The following is a 14,724-nucleotide window of genomic DNA, read 5'->3' as shown; positions in this document are numbered from 1 at the left end:
TCTGAAGGAGGGGGAGCCATCGTATGGTCATCAAAAATCCGTTAGCCAAAATGCTTGTTTGGATCATTCTACTGATCTGGAGTGTAGCCGTATTGTATCCATTAATTTGGACATTACTGGACGCACTCAAAAATAATCAACAATTTTTCTTAAATGCCCCATGGGCTTTACCGAAATTCCCGCTGCTTTGGGAAAACTTCTCCTATGTTTGGAGTAAATATAACTTTAATATTTATTTCGCGAATTCCATTATCGTAACTGTTGGCAGTACACTGTTAGGCATGATTTTGGCTGCTATGACGGCCTACATTTTAGCAAGATATGATTTCAAAGGAAACAAACTCATTTTTACGATTTATATTGCTTCGATGATGATCCCTTTCGCGCTTGCGTTGATTCCACTTTTCTTTTTGCTAAGTGATTTACATTTGACGGATTCGTTAATCGGATTAATTCTCGTATATGCAGCACTGAATCTTCCATTCGGCATTTTCTTGCTCGTAGGGTTCTATAAATCATTACCGAAAGAAATTGAAGAAGCAGCCATCATTGATGGAACTTCGCATTACGGGACATTTTTCCGTGTTATGCTGCCATTGTCACAGCCTGGATTGGTTACCGTTATGATCACGAACATGCTGAACAACTGGAACGAGTATTTCCTAGGGGTTGTTATCAACAGTGACCCAACGAAATATACGCTGCCAATCGGTCTTGCTGTTATGCAAGCTGAGATGCAATATCGGACAGAGTGGGGGCCATTGTTCGCAGGACTTCTGATTACAACGGTACCTACACTGATTGTGTATATGATTTTCCAACGTCAAATTGCAAGTGGCATTACGGCTGGAGCGGTGAAATAACGGCATACTGGCTTGCATAGAAAAAACACCTTATCCTAGAGGATTTTATCCTTTCAGGAGGGTGTTCTTTCTACTATAATTGGGATATAAGCAAGAGCAAACAAGAAACGGCCAAACTTGTGGGCTTAAAGGTGAACTCATATGAGATTGATGTATATATTGCAAAAAATAGGACGTTCTTTGATGATCCCGATTGCGGTGCTGCCGGCGGCATCCATTCTCTTACGTATTGGCAAAATGACTTTTGATGATCCCTTTCTAATGCAGATGGCTCATATCTTTGAGTCTGGGGGAAGCGCGATCTTTGATAATCTGCCTTTAATTTTTGCGATTGGCATTGCCATAGGATTAACATCCGGTGATGGCATCGCTGCACTCGCGGCTACAGTTGGTTATTTGGTGTTCAACAATGTCTTGCAGCTTTTTCAAACGGGGACCAATTCTGCCGAGCGGATGGACATGGGCGTATTGGGCGGCATGCTTGTCGGCGGTTTGTCGGCGTTGTTTTTTAACAGATTCCAACACATTAAATTGCCTAAATCACTCGGATTTTTTGGGGGCAAGCGATTTGTGCCTTTACTTACATCGCTTGTGATGGTATTCCTTGGTGTCTTGATGGGAAACATCTGGCCTCCAGTACAGAAATTTATCAGTGTTATAGGCTTGTGGATTGTAGATAACGGAAATGTCGGTGTTCTCATTTATGGCATTATGAACAGGCTCTTAATTCCTACCGGGTTGCATCATATTATTAATAATATAGCATGGTTTCAAATCGGAGATTATACCACAGATACGGGCAAAATTGTCCATGGCGATATCTCGCGATTTTTCGCAGGAGACCCTGAAGCGGGAATGTTCATGACCGGTTTTTACCCCGTCATCATGTTCGGTCTTCCTGCAGCAGCATTAGCCATTATCAGAAGCTCATCTTCTGCCAATCGAACACTGATCGTGTCCGTCATGCTTAGCGCAGGGTTAACCAGCTTTTTGACGGGCATAACGGAACCCATCGAATTTGCCTTTATGTTCGTGGCACCTGGTCTCTATGTGATACATGCTGTTTTGACAGGCTTCTCCATGCTGATCATGAATATGCTCCAAGTCAAAATGGGATTTGGCTTTTCGGCTGGATTTATTGACTTTATTTTGAGTTGGCATGTATCTACAAAACCATATTGGGTTATTATCGTTGGAGCTGGGTATTTTATCTTATATTATGCAACTTTTCGTTTTTACTTGCACTTCTTCCCGTTAAAAGTGTCGAGCCGTGATGAATCTTCGGATGTCGAAGCCGAACCAGATTCTAATAAGGCTGAGTTCGTAGAAGACCGTCCCTCCCGTATTTTAAGGCATATTGGCGGAGCTGCGAATATTGTTTCCATTGATGCTTGCATAACCAGATTACGACTGTTAGTGAATGAAGATCATTTGGTCATTGATAATGAACTCAAAGAACTTGGAGCCATCGGGGTTATCAGGCTTGGCAAAGGAAATATACATGTGGTGTTTGGTACAGAATCGGAACAAATTCGTGAAAGCATTAAACCTATGCTGAGCTTACATAAAGACAAATCAGGACAAACCTAAGAACGCGGAGGTGTCTTATGATTGAAAGAACGATTATTCATGTTCTATCACATAATGTCGTGATGGCCCATTTGACATCCGGCAAAAATTCAATTGCCTTCGGCAAGGGGATTGGATTCAAGAAGACGCCGGGTATGCTTATTAATGAAGCTGAAATTACCCAGGAGTTTTTGTTGCACACGTCGGAAGTGCTCAAAAACTATGAACAAATATTAAATGCGGTTGATGTGAAAATTATCGGAATTACAGAGGAAGTCATCGCGTATGCACAAAGTATGCTCGAAGGCGACTTTTCCGAAACGATACATGCTTCTTTAGTTGATCATATTAATTTTGCCGTAGAGCGCCAAAAGCGCGGGATCTTCATTACTAACCCTTTTGCTTATGAAATCGGGTATATGTATCCAGAAGAATACAAGGTAGCTAAGAAAGCGGTTGAATTCTTGAATGACCATCTGGATGTCAAATTGCCGGAGGATGAAGTTGCTTTCCTGACGATGCATTTCAACAGTGCTCGCAAAAAAGAGCAGGCTGCAGATTCGTTAGCCGTCGTTCGAGTGGTTTCACAGACGATTGAATCGGCCAAGGAATTAGGCTTTAATTTCGATAATTCATTCTCTACCTTGCGTTTTATCAGCCATTTAAAAGGCGTCATTGAACGGGTTAAACAAAAAAAGACGCTTCAAAATTCCTTGCTGGATAAAATAAAAGAAGAGTACGGGGATACTTATGTGAAAGCAAAAGTGCTCTCCTTGATGCTCAGTGATGCGCTCCAACTCGAAGTGCCGGATGACGAAACGGGCTACTTGACGATGCATCTGGAACGAATGCTTCAGCGAACAGAAGTATAGTGTTGGTATAATGATAATGGATTCCCTTGCAACCTACATGGAGCGGGGATTTTTTGTTTGAAAAAAGGAATTTAGCCTTACAGTGGATTGCATATTTGCACATTGTCAGCTAAACTGACTGTTAGAGTCATTAGAGAACGGAGTGCATAGGACATGCTGTATAAGAATGTAGGAAAACCAATTTTGTTCCGAATGGATCCGGAAAAAGCGCATCATTTAACCATTGACGGCCTAAGTGCCGTAAGTAAATTTCCCGGAGGAAAACAACTTCTTAAAGCGATGTATGGCGTTGCCCCATCACAAGCGATGGCCCAGCAACTATGGGGTTTGCACTTTGCAAATCCGGTAGGCCTGGCAGCAGGCTTAGATAAAAATGCGAAAGCTGTCAAAGGTTTCTCACAACTTGGTTTTGGTTTCATGGAAGTTGGGACAATTACACCAAAACCACAACCGGGCAATGAGCTGCCGCGGCTATTTCGTCTTCCGGAGGACAAAGCGCTTATCAATCGGATGGGCTTCAACAATGTCGGCACGGATGAAATGGCTAGAAATCTGCAGAAGACAGGAAAACGGGAGATCCCGGTGGCCATTAATATAGGTAAAAATAAAACAACACCGAATGAACAAGCCGAAGAGGATTATCGGGCTTGTATTCGCGAGTTATATACATATGGTGACTTCTTTGTAGTGAATATTAGCTCACCAAATACACCTGATTTGCGTAATTTACAGCATGGGAATGATTTGAAGCGATTGCTCGATGCCGTCACTGCCGAAATGCAGCTTCAACAGCAAAAGAGTGCTCACGCAAGCAAACCGGTGTTGGTTAAAATCGCGCCTGATCTCACGGACGATGAACTGGAATTAACGGTGCAATCCATTAAGGAAAGTGGCGTCTCCGGCATCATCGCAACCAATACAACGCTCAGCAGAGAGGGGCTTGTGCATCAGAATCGTGAACAAGCAGGCGGGCTTAGCGGAAGCCCTCTTACGGATCGTTCCACGGAAGTTATCAGACGCGTCTATCAATTAACGGAAGGCAAGCTTCCGATTATTGGGGCGGGCGGGATTTTCACGGCTCAGGATGCCTATGACAAAATACGTGCTGGCGCGAGTTTAGTTGAGGTGTATACCGGCTTAATCTACGAAGGTCCAGGCCTATTGTCGAGAATAAATCAAGGGTTGGCAGAGTTATTAAAGAGAGATGGCTTTACTCATATTTCCCAGGCAATCGGTGCTGATCAGAACTGACTTCTTTCGAAACGGAGGATAAAAGGATGGATGGACGAGACTGGAAGAAATTTCTCCTGCCTTACGAACAAGCGGTAGAAGAGTTGAAAGTAAAATTCAAAACGTTGCGTGGCGAACTTAAAAGCAGAGAAGAGTATGCTCCTATTGAATTCGTTACAGGACGTGTCAAAAAGATATCGAGTGTACTGGAAAAAGCCAAACGGTTAAGTGTGCCAATGGATCAGTTGGAATCAGGCATCGAAGATATTGCCGGCATTCGAATTATGTGCCAGTTTGTAGAAGACATCGAACGTCTGGCAGTTCTGATCCGAAGTCGGCAAGATATGAACGTAGTCTATGAAAAAGATTATGTAACGAATAAGAAACCAAGCGGCTACCGCAGCTTTCATATCATTATTGAATACCCTGTGCAAACGGCATTAGGCATGAAACGGATATTAGCGGAAGTGCAAATTCGGACACTAGCTATGAATTTCTGGGCAACGATTGAGCATTCTTTGAATTATAAATATAAAGAGCAATTACCAGAAGATGTTAGGTCTCGCCTAAGCAAAGCGGCTGAAGCTGCATATCTATTAGATCAAGAGATGTCCAGTATACGCGGTGAAATTGTGGAATCTCAGAAGATGTTTGAGGATAACTCGAATCTCATCAATAAAGTGCTTAACAACATTCAGGAGCTTTACTTCTATTATCGTGTGCGGGAGGCTGCACAGTTTCAGCTAAGATTTAATGAAATCTGGGAAACCGAAGATGGATTAAGTGATTTGTCTGCTGATATTGAGGCTGCGATCTTCCGAGCCAAAAAAGGAGAACATAACTAATCTATGGGCTCCTATGATCGTTTATATGTCGCTTATTTGTACTATTTCAATGATCAACGGGACTATTTTGAGTGTCATGAAGTCATGGAGGAGCTCTGGCTGGAGGAAGGCCGAAGCCCTTTGTATCAAGGTCTACTGCAGGTTGCAGTAGGCCTTTATCATCATGCGAACGGGAACGTAAGCGGGTCGATTAAACTATTTAGTGCAGGCTTAGATAAGCTTGCTCCGTATCCTGCTGATTCACTTGGAATTAATTTGGGCCAATTGATTCAAGACAGTCAAGCTTACTTAGCTAAGCTGCTTCGATTCGAAACAGAACCATTCGCTCCTTATGATTTGGATATTCGAATTATGGACGAGGAGCTTGAACAGCTTCTTCAGAAAATAAAGCTGGATCCGCCTCAACATGAGCATAGCGAATAAGATTAGAAAGATTAAAACCTAGAACTGCACTTTAAGTGAAAGCTTAAAGTGCAGTTCTAGGTTTTTTATTTATGTAAAATTAAAACGATCGGTGAAAAATACATAATTTTGCAAAATATAGGGGAGACTTTGCCATAAGACATTTGTAATTTTTTAGAGCTTGGTGGTGGCGAAAGCATGAGAACATGGAAAAAAACGCTACATCAAATATTTAATCGTGAACGAATCCTTACACCGCCTGCCCAGATGCCCGATCAGCCAGAGCTTAGTCAGAATCTTTTTCAAGATACCAGCTTAAATATCGCGCAAGTGAAAAAGATTTTTGGCAATAGCTCTGATATCATAACGGGTGATCTCTGTTTGGATGTCGAGACCGATCATAGGATTGGCTATATTTTTTTGGAACAATTAGTCAATAAGGCTTTTTTTCAAGATATGATGTCTACGCTGAGCGCAAGATCGGCACAGTTGATGGAAGAGATCAATACCGGCTTCTATTTGTACCCAGACTTGGTTAAAAACATGCTTCGAACCAGCGGAGAAGTCAGAACAGTGGGGACGTTCGCCGAACTATGTGAAAATATGATGTGCGGTGAAACTATCTTATTCATCAATGGCCATCCGCTTGCCTTTTCCGTAAATACGGGAGGTGGAGATCAACGATCTGTGGAAGAGCCTTCCACGCAATCCGTTGTGAGAGGACCGCGAGACGGATTCACGGAATCAATTGGGACGAACATTTCACTCATTCGCAGGCGGATCAAGAGTCCAAATTTGTGGTTGGAAACGATGAAGATTGGCCGAGTTTCACAAACGACTGTATCCATGATGTACATTAACGGTATTGCGAGTGACAAAATTGTAGCGGAAGTACGAACAAGATTACAACGAATTGATATTGACGGCATTCTGGAAAGCGGCAATATTGAAGAGCTTATTCAAGACGAAACCTTTACGCCATTCCCCACGATGTACAATACAGAACGGCCGGATGTGGCAGCCGCTGGTCTCCTGGAGGGCCGCGTTGCCATTTTGGTGGATGGGACGCCATTTATCCTGAAAGCGCCTGCGCTGTTCGTGCAGTTTTTTCAATCGGCTGAAGACTACTATCAACGTTCCGAATTTGCTACATTGATTCGCATTTTGCGATATATATGTTTCTTTATTTCGTTGATGGCTCCCTCATTTTATATCGCCGTTACGACCTTTCATCAAGAACTTGTCCCTAGTTCTTTGCTTTTTAATTTGGCCGCACAGCGAGAAGGCATCCCTTTTCCAGCTTTTGTCGAGGCGCTCTTGATGGAGGTAACCTTCGAGATTTTGCGTGAAGCTGGGGTACGTCTGCCTAAGACGGTCGGCCAAGCTGTATCGATCGTTGGTGCCTTGGTCATCGGACAAGGTGCCGTAGATGCGGGATTGGTTTCTCCCGCCATGGTTATCGTGGTTGCGATTACCGCGATATCCAACTTCGTGATTCCAGCATTCAGCATGGGGATTCCGATCCGTATTTTACGGTTTATTCTGATGATGTTTGCCGCCACATTTGGTTTATTCGGAATTACGGTTGGATTAATCGGGATGGTGCAGCATTTGTGCACCTTGCGTTCGTTCGGTGTGCCTTACATGTCGCCAATGGCTCCTTTTGTCCTAGCAGATCAGAAAGATACCATTATCAGATTGCCGCAGTGGGGGCTTTTCTCAAGACCGCGCTTTATTAGCCCTAAGAATCAAATCCGGGAAAACAATTCTCCGCAAACGAAGCCAGAACGGGAGTAGAAGGAGGGTTCAGCCAGTATGAAGAAGGTGGGTTGTATCTTATGCATACTTACTTTGCTTGGTTGTGTACTCTCCGGCTGCTGGGATCGACATGAATTGAATGATTTGGCTATCACGGTTGGCATGGGATTCGATAAGAGTGGCAAAGAATTTTTAGTTACCTCACAAATCGTAAATCCCAATGAAGTTGCTGCCAAAAAAGGGAGTGGATACAGCACTCCGATTACCACGTTATCAGCTACTGGCGTCTCAACGCTGGAGGCTGTTCGGAAGATGACAACGATGGCTCCGCGGAAAATTTTTGCTTCTCATTTGCGGATTTTGGTGATTGGGGAAGAACTTGCCCGGCATGGCATCTCCAAAGTGATGGACGGTGTCTCCAGAGATCATGAAGTGCGTTCTGACTTCTATATCATCGTTGCCAAAGGGACAACAGCGAACAAAGTCTTGAAGATTTTAACGCCAATCGAGAGGATACCCGCCAATAAAATGTTTAAGACACTGGAAACTTCGGAGAAATCCTGGTCACCGACGGTAAGTGTTCAATTAGACCGGTTTCTAACCAATCTGGGAGATCCAACAAGAGAGGCTGTACTGACAGGATTGATCGTAACAGGAGACAGTAAAAAAGGAGAGAATAAATCAAATTTAAATCTGACCTCGCCTGGGGCCATCTTAGAGTATTCGGGGTTAGCCCTATTCAAGAAAGACAAGTTAGTGGATTGGCTGAACGAAGAAGAAAGCAAGGGCTACAACTATGTTATGGGGAATGTCAAAAGTACCATGGGACATCTGACCTGCCCGCAAGGGGATGGAACGTTATCCGTAGAAATCATCCGGGAAAAGACGAAAATGAAAGGCAAGATCGTCAATGGCAAGCCTGAGATCAATCTTAGTGTTTATTTGGAGCAGAATATCAGCGAGGTTCAGTGCCAAATTGATTTGCTGGATCCGCAAACGATAACGGAATTAGAGCAACTCGCGCAAAAAAATTTAATCAGTGTTATGCAGAGTGTTATCCAGAAAGCGAAGAAAAATAAGGCTGATATTTTTGGATTTGGAGAGGCCATTGAAGATGCAGCGCCTAAGACTTGGACACGAATAAAATCGAATTGGGAAAACGAGTTTGTAGATTTGAACGTTCATATTAGCGTTGAAGTGCAAATTCGACGTCTAGGGACCATAAATAATTCATTGATCGAGCGTTCGGAGGAGTGAAATCATTGTGCTAACTTCTATTACGACCATTATCATCAGTGCTATCATTGGTTTCCTAGAAGGTCCTTCGCTGCTGAAGAAAAAGTTAAAGCTGGAAAGCTGGATCTTCTTTACAATCCTTCTCATAGGGACCTTGCTTAGCATTCTGCTGGAATTGCGTGTGAAGCTCCCCAACCCGCTAGATTTGATTACTTATATTTATAAGCCTATAAGCGATTATGTTTTTGGTATCCTAAAGTAGAGGTGTCTGTAATGATTGAGAAAGGTAAAATCGGTGTTCATCAATTCACTATCCTCACGATTCTCTTTACAGTCGGCAGCTCTATTCTCATAGCACCTTCAGGACTTGCTTATGATGCCAAACAAGATGCTTGGATTGCGGCACTGCTCGGCTTGCTTGTCGGTTTACTTCTGGTGGTTCTGTTGTACTCGCTAGGGGGACGCTTTCCAGGCAAAACGCTCGTTACATATTGTGAAGAACTTATGGGAACATGGCTTGGCAAAGGGGTAGGTTTTCTTTACTTTTGCTTTTTCTTTATTCTCGCTGCGCTAGTTCTAAGGAACCTAGGGGACTTCATTACAACCCAGGTATTAGTGGATACGCCGTTGCAATTTACACATATCTTCTTTCTATCTATTGTCATTTTGGGGATTCGGAATGGTTTGGAAACATTCACACGAACATCAGAAATTTTTCTGCCCTGGGTGCTGCTCTTCTTCTTTTTGATGTTTATTTTCCTGCCTACGCAAGTAGATGTTAAATTCATGCAGCCTATTATGGGCTATGGCCTCAAGCCGATTGTAAGAGCTTCTGTTTCTTTGATTGGAACACCTTATTTGGAACTTGTTGTTTTCTTAATGATTATTCCATTTATTAACTCGACGAAGAAACTAGGGAAGTCATTCCTGGTTGGGGTTTCGATCGGCGGGGTGTTATTGATCCTGATATCGCTTTTTTCCATACTTGTTTTAGGTGATAAGTTAACATCCGTTCAAATGTATCCCAGTTATAGTTTGGCCAAGAAAATTAGCATCGGATCTTTCCTTGAACGTTTGGAAGTTATTATGGCTGGCATCTGGTTTATCACGATCTATTTTAAATTGACGATCTGTTTCTACGCTGCGACCTTGACGTTTGGCGAGGTGTTCAGAATGAAGGAAATCAGGCAGCTATATTTGCCACTGGGGATGATTCTGATTGTTCTTTCCATTGTCTCCTACCCCGATGTTGCCTATTTTATGAGATTTGCTACGAAAATTTGGCTTTTTTACTCGGCTACTTTCGGGTTCGTTATTCCATTAATCTTACTGGTAATAGCGATGCTGCGAAAGCGCAAATATAAGTTAAGCAAGTAAAAAAGCAGCGGATATCCGCTGCTTTTGTTGATGAATTAACCTTTATATTTTTGGAAAAAGGCTTTGAACATCTCAGGTGTGTTGCCGCCAGTTGAACCTTGCTCAGGCACACCGCCAACCATGCGATCCACTTCTACGCCATTTTTATAATAGACAAGGGTAGGTGTTGAATCGATTTTGTATTTCTGCCAGCCATCTTTGAATTCTTCTAAATTAAATTGCTTCACGTCAACATTGAGTTCTTTTTCCAAGGGAACAAGAACAGGCGTGGTGATTTTGCAATGCGGACAAGTGGAAGCGTAGTAATATTGGAAAAAAGTTTCTTTGTTCTTCAGTCTTTGATCCAAGTCCTTAGGAAGAATCAAGTTCTGATAGTTTGGATCGGTTAACTGCTTAACGGTTTCCGGGTTCAATTTGGACGCCGCTACGCCGTAAGGATTGCCCGCATTCGCTTGATCCGATGATTTGGTGGACTGTTGATTAACGAAATATAAGCCCCCGAATAAAACAACAACAATGCCAAGATAAATAAGCAGCTTCTTCATTCATGCACCTCTTTATGATGTTTACTATCTACTATCTTCTATAAAAAGTATAGCATATCCTGTTTGTATTTTGAAAATAATTGGCTGTTTGGTGACAGTTCAGCTATAATACCGATAGGTTATCGGAAGAATAGGTTAATTAATCGTTCAGATAGAGAATATAGATGAAAGAGAAGATGTTGGATGACGAAGCAGTTACCGACCCTTTTTAGGGATAAAATGATTGATTTACTGGGTGTAGAGGAATTCGAGCAATTCCTGGCATCCTATGACGAAGCGAGATTGTTTGGCATACGCGTGAATACAGCTAAGATCAGTAAAGAGGAGTTCTTGGCCAAAAGTCCATTTACACTGACCAAAGTGCCATGGGCTGCGGATGGTTACTATTATGAAGAGGGCGAGCGTCCTGGTAAACATCCTTACTATCATGCAGGCCTCTACTATATTCAGGAACCAAGCGCGATGGCTCCGGTAGAGTTGCTGGCAGCAGAGCCTGGCGAGCGAGTTCTGGATTTATGCGCAGCACCAGGAGGGAAATCGACTCAGATTGCCGCTAAGCTGCAAGGCGAAGGGGTACTTGTCGTGAACGATATTCATTCGGATCGCGTGAGGGCATTAGTTAAAAATCTGGAGTTGTCGGGCGTAAGAAATGCCGTTGTTCTAAATGAAAAACCGGAGCGGATGTTGACGGTTTTCCAGGGGTATTTTGATAAAATTTTGATCGATGCGCCTTGTTCCGGAGAAGGAATGTTTCGTAAAGAAGAAGACATGATGCAGCAGTGGGAACGTCATTCCGTCCAAGAATTTGCGCACATGCAAAGGGAATTACTCGGACAAGCAGCTGAGATGCTGGCCCCCGGAGGACGGATTGTTTATTCTACCTGCACATTTTCTCCAGAGGAGAATGAAGCGCAGATTGCTGAATTTCTGGATCGCCATGCAGATTTCCATGTTGTGCCTGTCGATCAGTTTGGCGCTGGGCATCCAGACTGGCTGAGAGCTCCTTGGTGTGAGGAAGGGGCGTATTCACCTCGCGCTTTGGCGGAGGTAGCGGGAACGGCTAGGCTTTGGCCGCATCGACTGAAGGGCGAAGGGCATTATGTGGCTGTTTTGCAGCGAGTTGGGGCGAGTGCGGGAGCCGTCAGTGCTGAGGAACTGAAGGAGCGGGTCGCGAGTGCGGGTGACGCTGACGTGGGGGTGAAGAAGCGCGGCGGCCGTGAGGCGCTGCGGGGCAAAGGGCGCGTGGAGGCAGCGCCTCACGCGGTCAGTTTGGAGCCGCTGCTGGCGTTCGCGGGCGAGCTGCTGCGCAGCGAGCCCTTCGCCGCCGCGCGGCTGGTCTGTTACGGCGAGCACGCGTATGCGTCGCCGGCGGGGCTGCCCGAGCTGCACGGACTGAAAGTCGTGCGGCCAGGCTGGTACATCGGCTCGCTGCACCGCGGCCGATTCGAACCGTCCCATGCGCTAGCCATGGGACTGCGCATGCGCGAAGCCAAGCGAGCGCTGAGCTTGGCTTCGAGCGACGAGCGAGCCCTCAGGTACCTGAAGGGCGAGACGCTCGAAGTCGCGGAGAGCGAGATTATCCGCGACCTGGAAGTGACCAAGGCAGCCAAAGGCTACTGCCTGGTCTGCATTGAAGAGCATCCCATCGGCTGGGGCAAATGGCACGATGGGATGCTCAAGAACGAATACCCGCCCGGCTGGAGGTGGAATTAATCGCCATGAAACAAACACAACGGCTCGATAAAATACTCGCCCATGTGGGCATTGGCACTCGCTCTGAGCTCAAACGCCTTGCCAAAGAAGGCGCGATTATCGTCAATGGCGCTAAAGTCAAAGATAGCGGTATGCAGGTGAATCCCGATACCGATGTCATCACAGTGAATGGAGAAACAGTCCTGTACCGTGAATTCGTTTACCTGATGATGAATAAGCCTCAAGGCGTTGTCTCTGCTACGGAAGATAATCGTGATCGCACCGTAGTTGATCTATTGGACGCAGCATATGCTCCATTCGAAGTTTTTCCTGTGGGACGACTGGATAAGGATACAGAAGGCTTCCTTTTGCTAACCAATGATGGCAAGCTTGCACATAATCTGCTTTCACCACGTAAGCATGTACCCAAAACGTACTTTGCTAAAGTGGAGTGGGAGGTTACTGAAACGGATCGTGAATCTTTTTCGCTGGGGGTCACCTTAGACGACGGTTATGAGACGCTTCCAGGTAATTTGCGCATATTGGAGGGAGGAAGTGAGTCCGAAGGGGTACATGCTGAGATTGAACTCACAATAATGGAAGGTAAATTTCATCAAGTGAAGCGTATGTTTCAAGCAATCGGCAAAAAAGTCGTCTATTTGAAACGAATCTCCATGGGACCCATCGCTCTCGATCCCTCATTGGCTTTGGGGCAAGTGAGAGAATTGAGCAAAGAGGAGCTTGTTGCTCTGCAGAATGCTCATGAATCTCAGTAAATTATGCCGGCTATGAAACCGTGCGTCTGGCACTTGGAGGGGCATAGAGGATATAACAACCAGGAAATGATAATTTAGTTGGTTGGGGTATTTTCAGTGGAAAAAATCCAATAGAATCTCTTTTTTAACCGTGTTTAACTGACTTCTATTGGAATTTGTCCAATGACACGCACGGTTTTTCGTCTAAATTCACTTTGCAGGGCTCTTCTGTTGGAGATTTTCCAATAGATCAGGTAATTTACAAATATTCACTCCAATTGCATAATGTATTCCAAAATTTTGATTTACAAAAATATAATTATATGGTATTTTTTGATTATGAGATTTTGGTAATTTCTTGCGGAAGAACCGCCTTTGTTATCGCTAAGTATTATGCGATTACAGGGCGGTTTTTTCTGTTTATGGCAGTTTGATAAACAAAATAATATAAAAAACAGCAAATGAGAAATTGAATAAGGAAGAGGGTCATGAGTTGAAAAAGAAAGTTATTTTATTCGTATGTTCAGTTATTTGTGCAGGATCGTTGGGATATGATGTTTACAACTCTCTAGCACAAGGCGTGGACCAACTTAAGGATATTTCTGGGCATTGGTCCGAGCAAGCGATTCGGGATGCAGCTAAATCTGGCTATGTGGACGGTTATGCCGATGGGAATTTTAAACCTGATACTTCCATCTCACGTGCAGAGTTTATCAAGATAATTGCTGCAGCTACAGGTGAGAAAGTTAACAAGCAAGAAGGAGATGGATGGTATAAACCTTATACAGATCGTCTGAAAGAAAAAGGTGTCATACCTGAAATATTTCCAGAGGGCTATGCGGAGCCGTTACAACGCTATGAGATGGCGATGTTATCTGTAAGAAGCACAGATAATGCGCTTAAGGGTACAATGCAAGAAGCTACATCACTGGGGTTAATTCACGGCATAAGCACAACGGATTTAGCGCCATATGGGACAAGCACCCGCGCACAAGCGATCACAGTCATTGAGCGTATTCTGGCGGTTAAACGCGGCGAGCAATTGCCCGTCGATAAGTATGCTGCTAGCAAGGCAGAGATTGATGCTACTGGCAGTAATGTTGGGACGATGCTGGGTTTGAAACCCAAGGAGATTGGGACGGTTTGGAATTATGGGGAAGGAGTTACGGTGAAGCTGAACCAGCTGATTATTGCGGATCCGAGTGATGCTGATGATCCTTATATGAAATTGGTTGATATGAGCACTTGGTACAAAGATACAATTCAAGTTGAAAATGTTGTAGTTCTGGCTAAATTTTCAGTTGCTGTAAGTGAAATTGGAGTAAGTAAAACAGGTGAGTTGCATCCTTATCAGTTATTGTACTTGCTAAATACAAATAACCAACTTCTTCTCAGAAGTCAACAACTTAAACGTTGGATTATGTTTGATAAAACACAAGTACAAGAAGGGTATGTTGCTTATTCAATAGAAAAAAAATTTGCATATAAAGAACTAGTATTTGACATTCTCAACAATCATATAGGTCTAGCAGACAATAGGGAAGGTGAGTAGTACTGCGCAGAGTAATAGTTATTATCTT

14 protein-coding genes are annotated in these 14,724 nt (G+C 43.9%); 13 read left to right on the top strand and 1 reads right to left on the bottom strand.

Annotated elements, in window-relative coordinates:
• The first annotated feature begins 23 nt into the window (after window positions 1–23).
• The 10 genes from IEY34_RS05915 (at window position 24) to IEY34_RS05870 (ending at window position 10,152) form a co-directional block, all read left to right on the top strand.
• Window positions 24–863, top strand: coding sequence for a carbohydrate ABC transporter permease (locus IEY34_RS05915; protein WP_189009010.1), 840 nt, complete (start codon window positions 24–26; stop codon window positions 861–863).
• Window positions 864–1,010: 147 nt separating this feature from the next.
• Window positions 1,011–2,453, top strand: a complete 1,443-nt coding sequence (locus IEY34_RS05910; RefSeq protein ID WP_189009559.1) for a PTS transporter subunit EIIC — start codon at window positions 1,011–1,013, stop codon at window positions 2,451–2,453.
• Between the two features lie 17 nt (window positions 2,454–2,470).
• Window positions 2,471–3,304, top strand: a complete 834-nt coding sequence (locus IEY34_RS05905; RefSeq protein ID WP_189009006.1) for a PRD domain-containing protein — start codon at window positions 2,471–2,473, stop codon at window positions 3,302–3,304.
• Window positions 3,305–3,457: 153 nt separating this feature from the next.
• Window positions 3,458–4,555: a quinone-dependent dihydroorotate dehydrogenase gene (locus IEY34_RS05900; RefSeq protein ID WP_189009003.1), complete on the top strand. Its 1,098-nt coding sequence runs from the start codon at window positions 3,458–3,460 to the stop codon at window positions 4,553–4,555.
• Between the two features lie 26 nt (window positions 4,556–4,581).
• Entirely contained in the window at window positions 4,582–5,379 is a 798-nt protein-coding gene (gene yjbM, locus IEY34_RS05895) for a GTP diphosphokinase (protein ID WP_189008999.1), read from the top strand.
• Window positions 5,380–5,382: 3 nt separating this feature from the next.
• Entirely contained in the window at window positions 5,383–5,802 is a 420-nt protein-coding gene (locus IEY34_RS05890) for a DUF309 domain-containing protein (RefSeq protein ID WP_189008996.1), read from the top strand.
• Between the two features lie 177 nt (window positions 5,803–5,979).
• Complete coding sequence (locus IEY34_RS05885; RefSeq protein ID WP_189008994.1) at window positions 5,980–7,578, top strand: spore germination protein; 1,599 nt, start codon at window positions 5,980–5,982, stop codon at window positions 7,576–7,578.
• A gap of 18 nt (window positions 7,579–7,596) precedes the next feature.
• On the top strand, window positions 7,597–8,796 hold the full coding sequence (locus tag IEY34_RS05880) for a Ger(x)C family spore germination protein (protein ID WP_189008991.1): 1,200 nt from the start codon (window positions 7,597–7,599) through the stop codon (window positions 8,794–8,796).
• Between the two features lie 7 nt (window positions 8,797–8,803).
• A complete protein-coding gene (locus IEY34_RS05875) occupies window positions 8,804–9,037 on the top strand; it encodes a hypothetical protein (RefSeq protein ID WP_189008988.1) in 234 nt (77 codons plus the stop codon).
• An 11-nt stretch (window positions 9,038–9,048) separates the two neighbouring features.
• Window positions 9,049–10,152 (top strand): GerAB/ArcD/ProY family transporter, encoded by a 1,104-nt coding sequence (locus IEY34_RS05870; protein ID WP_189008985.1) that lies wholly within the window; start codon window positions 9,049–9,051, stop codon window positions 10,150–10,152.
• A gap of 35 nt (window positions 10,153–10,187) precedes the next feature.
• On the opposite strand, the gene IEY34_RS05865 is transcribed toward IEY34_RS05870, so the two are convergent.
• Entirely contained in the window at window positions 10,188–10,697 is a 510-nt protein-coding gene (locus IEY34_RS05865) for a thioredoxin family protein (protein ID WP_189008982.1), read from the bottom strand.
• A 183-nt stretch (window positions 10,698–10,880) separates the two neighbouring features.
• Here IEY34_RS05865 and IEY34_RS05860 point away from each other — a divergent pair, with 183 nt between their 5' ends.
• The 3 genes from IEY34_RS05860 to IEY34_RS05850 all read left to right on the top strand — a co-directional run bounded on the left by IEY34_RS05860 (window position 10,881) and on the right by IEY34_RS05850 (window position 14,696).
• On the top strand, window positions 10,881–12,410 hold the full coding sequence (locus tag IEY34_RS05860) for an RsmB/NOP family class I SAM-dependent RNA methyltransferase (protein WP_189008979.1): 1,530 nt from the start codon (window positions 10,881–10,883) through the stop codon (window positions 12,408–12,410).
• A gap of 5 nt (window positions 12,411–12,415) precedes the next feature.
• Entirely contained in the window at window positions 12,416–13,165 is a 750-nt protein-coding gene (locus IEY34_RS05855; RefSeq protein WP_189008976.1) for a pseudouridine synthase, read from the top strand.
• A 472-nt stretch (window positions 13,166–13,637) separates the two neighbouring features.
• Window positions 13,638–14,696: an S-layer homology domain-containing protein gene (locus tag IEY34_RS05850; RefSeq protein ID WP_189008973.1), complete on the top strand. Its 1,059-nt coding sequence runs from the start codon at window positions 13,638–13,640 to the stop codon at window positions 14,694–14,696.
• Window positions 14,697–14,724: the final 28 nt, after the last annotated feature.

The organism is Paenibacillus marchantiophytorum, from assembly GCF_014640555.1.
Classification (GTDB): Bacteria; Bacillota; Bacilli; order Paenibacillales; family NBRC-103111; genus Paenibacillus_E; species Paenibacillus_E marchantiophytorum.
The sequence above is the reverse complement of the archived record's forward strand: the minus strand, read 5'-3'. Positions and strand labels throughout refer to the sequence as shown.

Bases quoted from the DNA above. Each gene is read 5' to 3' on its own strand.
- IEY34_RS05915 (WP_189009010.1), top strand. From the start codon at position 24: ATGGTCATCAAAAATCCGTTAGCCAAAATGCTTGTTTGGATCATTCTA.
- IEY34_RS05905 (WP_189009006.1), top strand. From the start codon at position 2,471: ATGATTGAAAGAACGATTATTCATGTTCTATCACATAATGTCGTGATG.
- IEY34_RS05900 (WP_189009003.1), top strand. From the start codon at position 3,458: ATGCTGTATAAGAATGTAGGAAAACCAATTTTGTTCCGAATGGATCCG.
- yjbM (WP_189008999.1), top strand. From the start codon at position 4,582: ATGGATGGACGAGACTGGAAGAAATTTCTCCTGCCTTACGAACAAGCG.
- IEY34_RS05890 (WP_189008996.1), top strand. From the start codon at position 5,383: ATGGGCTCCTATGATCGTTTATATGTCGCTTATTTGTACTATTTCAAT.
- IEY34_RS05885 (WP_189008994.1), top strand. From the start codon at position 5,980: ATGAGAACATGGAAAAAAACGCTACATCAAATATTTAATCGTGAACGA.
- IEY34_RS05880 (WP_189008991.1), top strand. From the start codon at position 7,597: ATGAAGAAGGTGGGTTGTATCTTATGCATACTTACTTTGCTTGGTTGT.
- IEY34_RS05870 (WP_189008985.1), top strand. From the start codon at position 9,049: ATGATTGAGAAAGGTAAAATCGGTGTTCATCAATTCACTATCCTCACG.
- IEY34_RS05865 (WP_189008982.1), bottom strand. From the start codon at position 10,697: ATGAAGAAGCTGCTTATTTATCTTGGCATTGTTGTTGTTTTATTCGGG.
- IEY34_RS05860 (WP_189008979.1), top strand. From the start codon at position 10,881: ATGACGAAGCAGTTACCGACCCTTTTTAGGGATAAAATGATTGATTTA.
- IEY34_RS05855 (WP_189008976.1), top strand. From the start codon at position 12,416: ATGAAACAAACACAACGGCTCGATAAAATACTCGCCCATGTGGGCATT.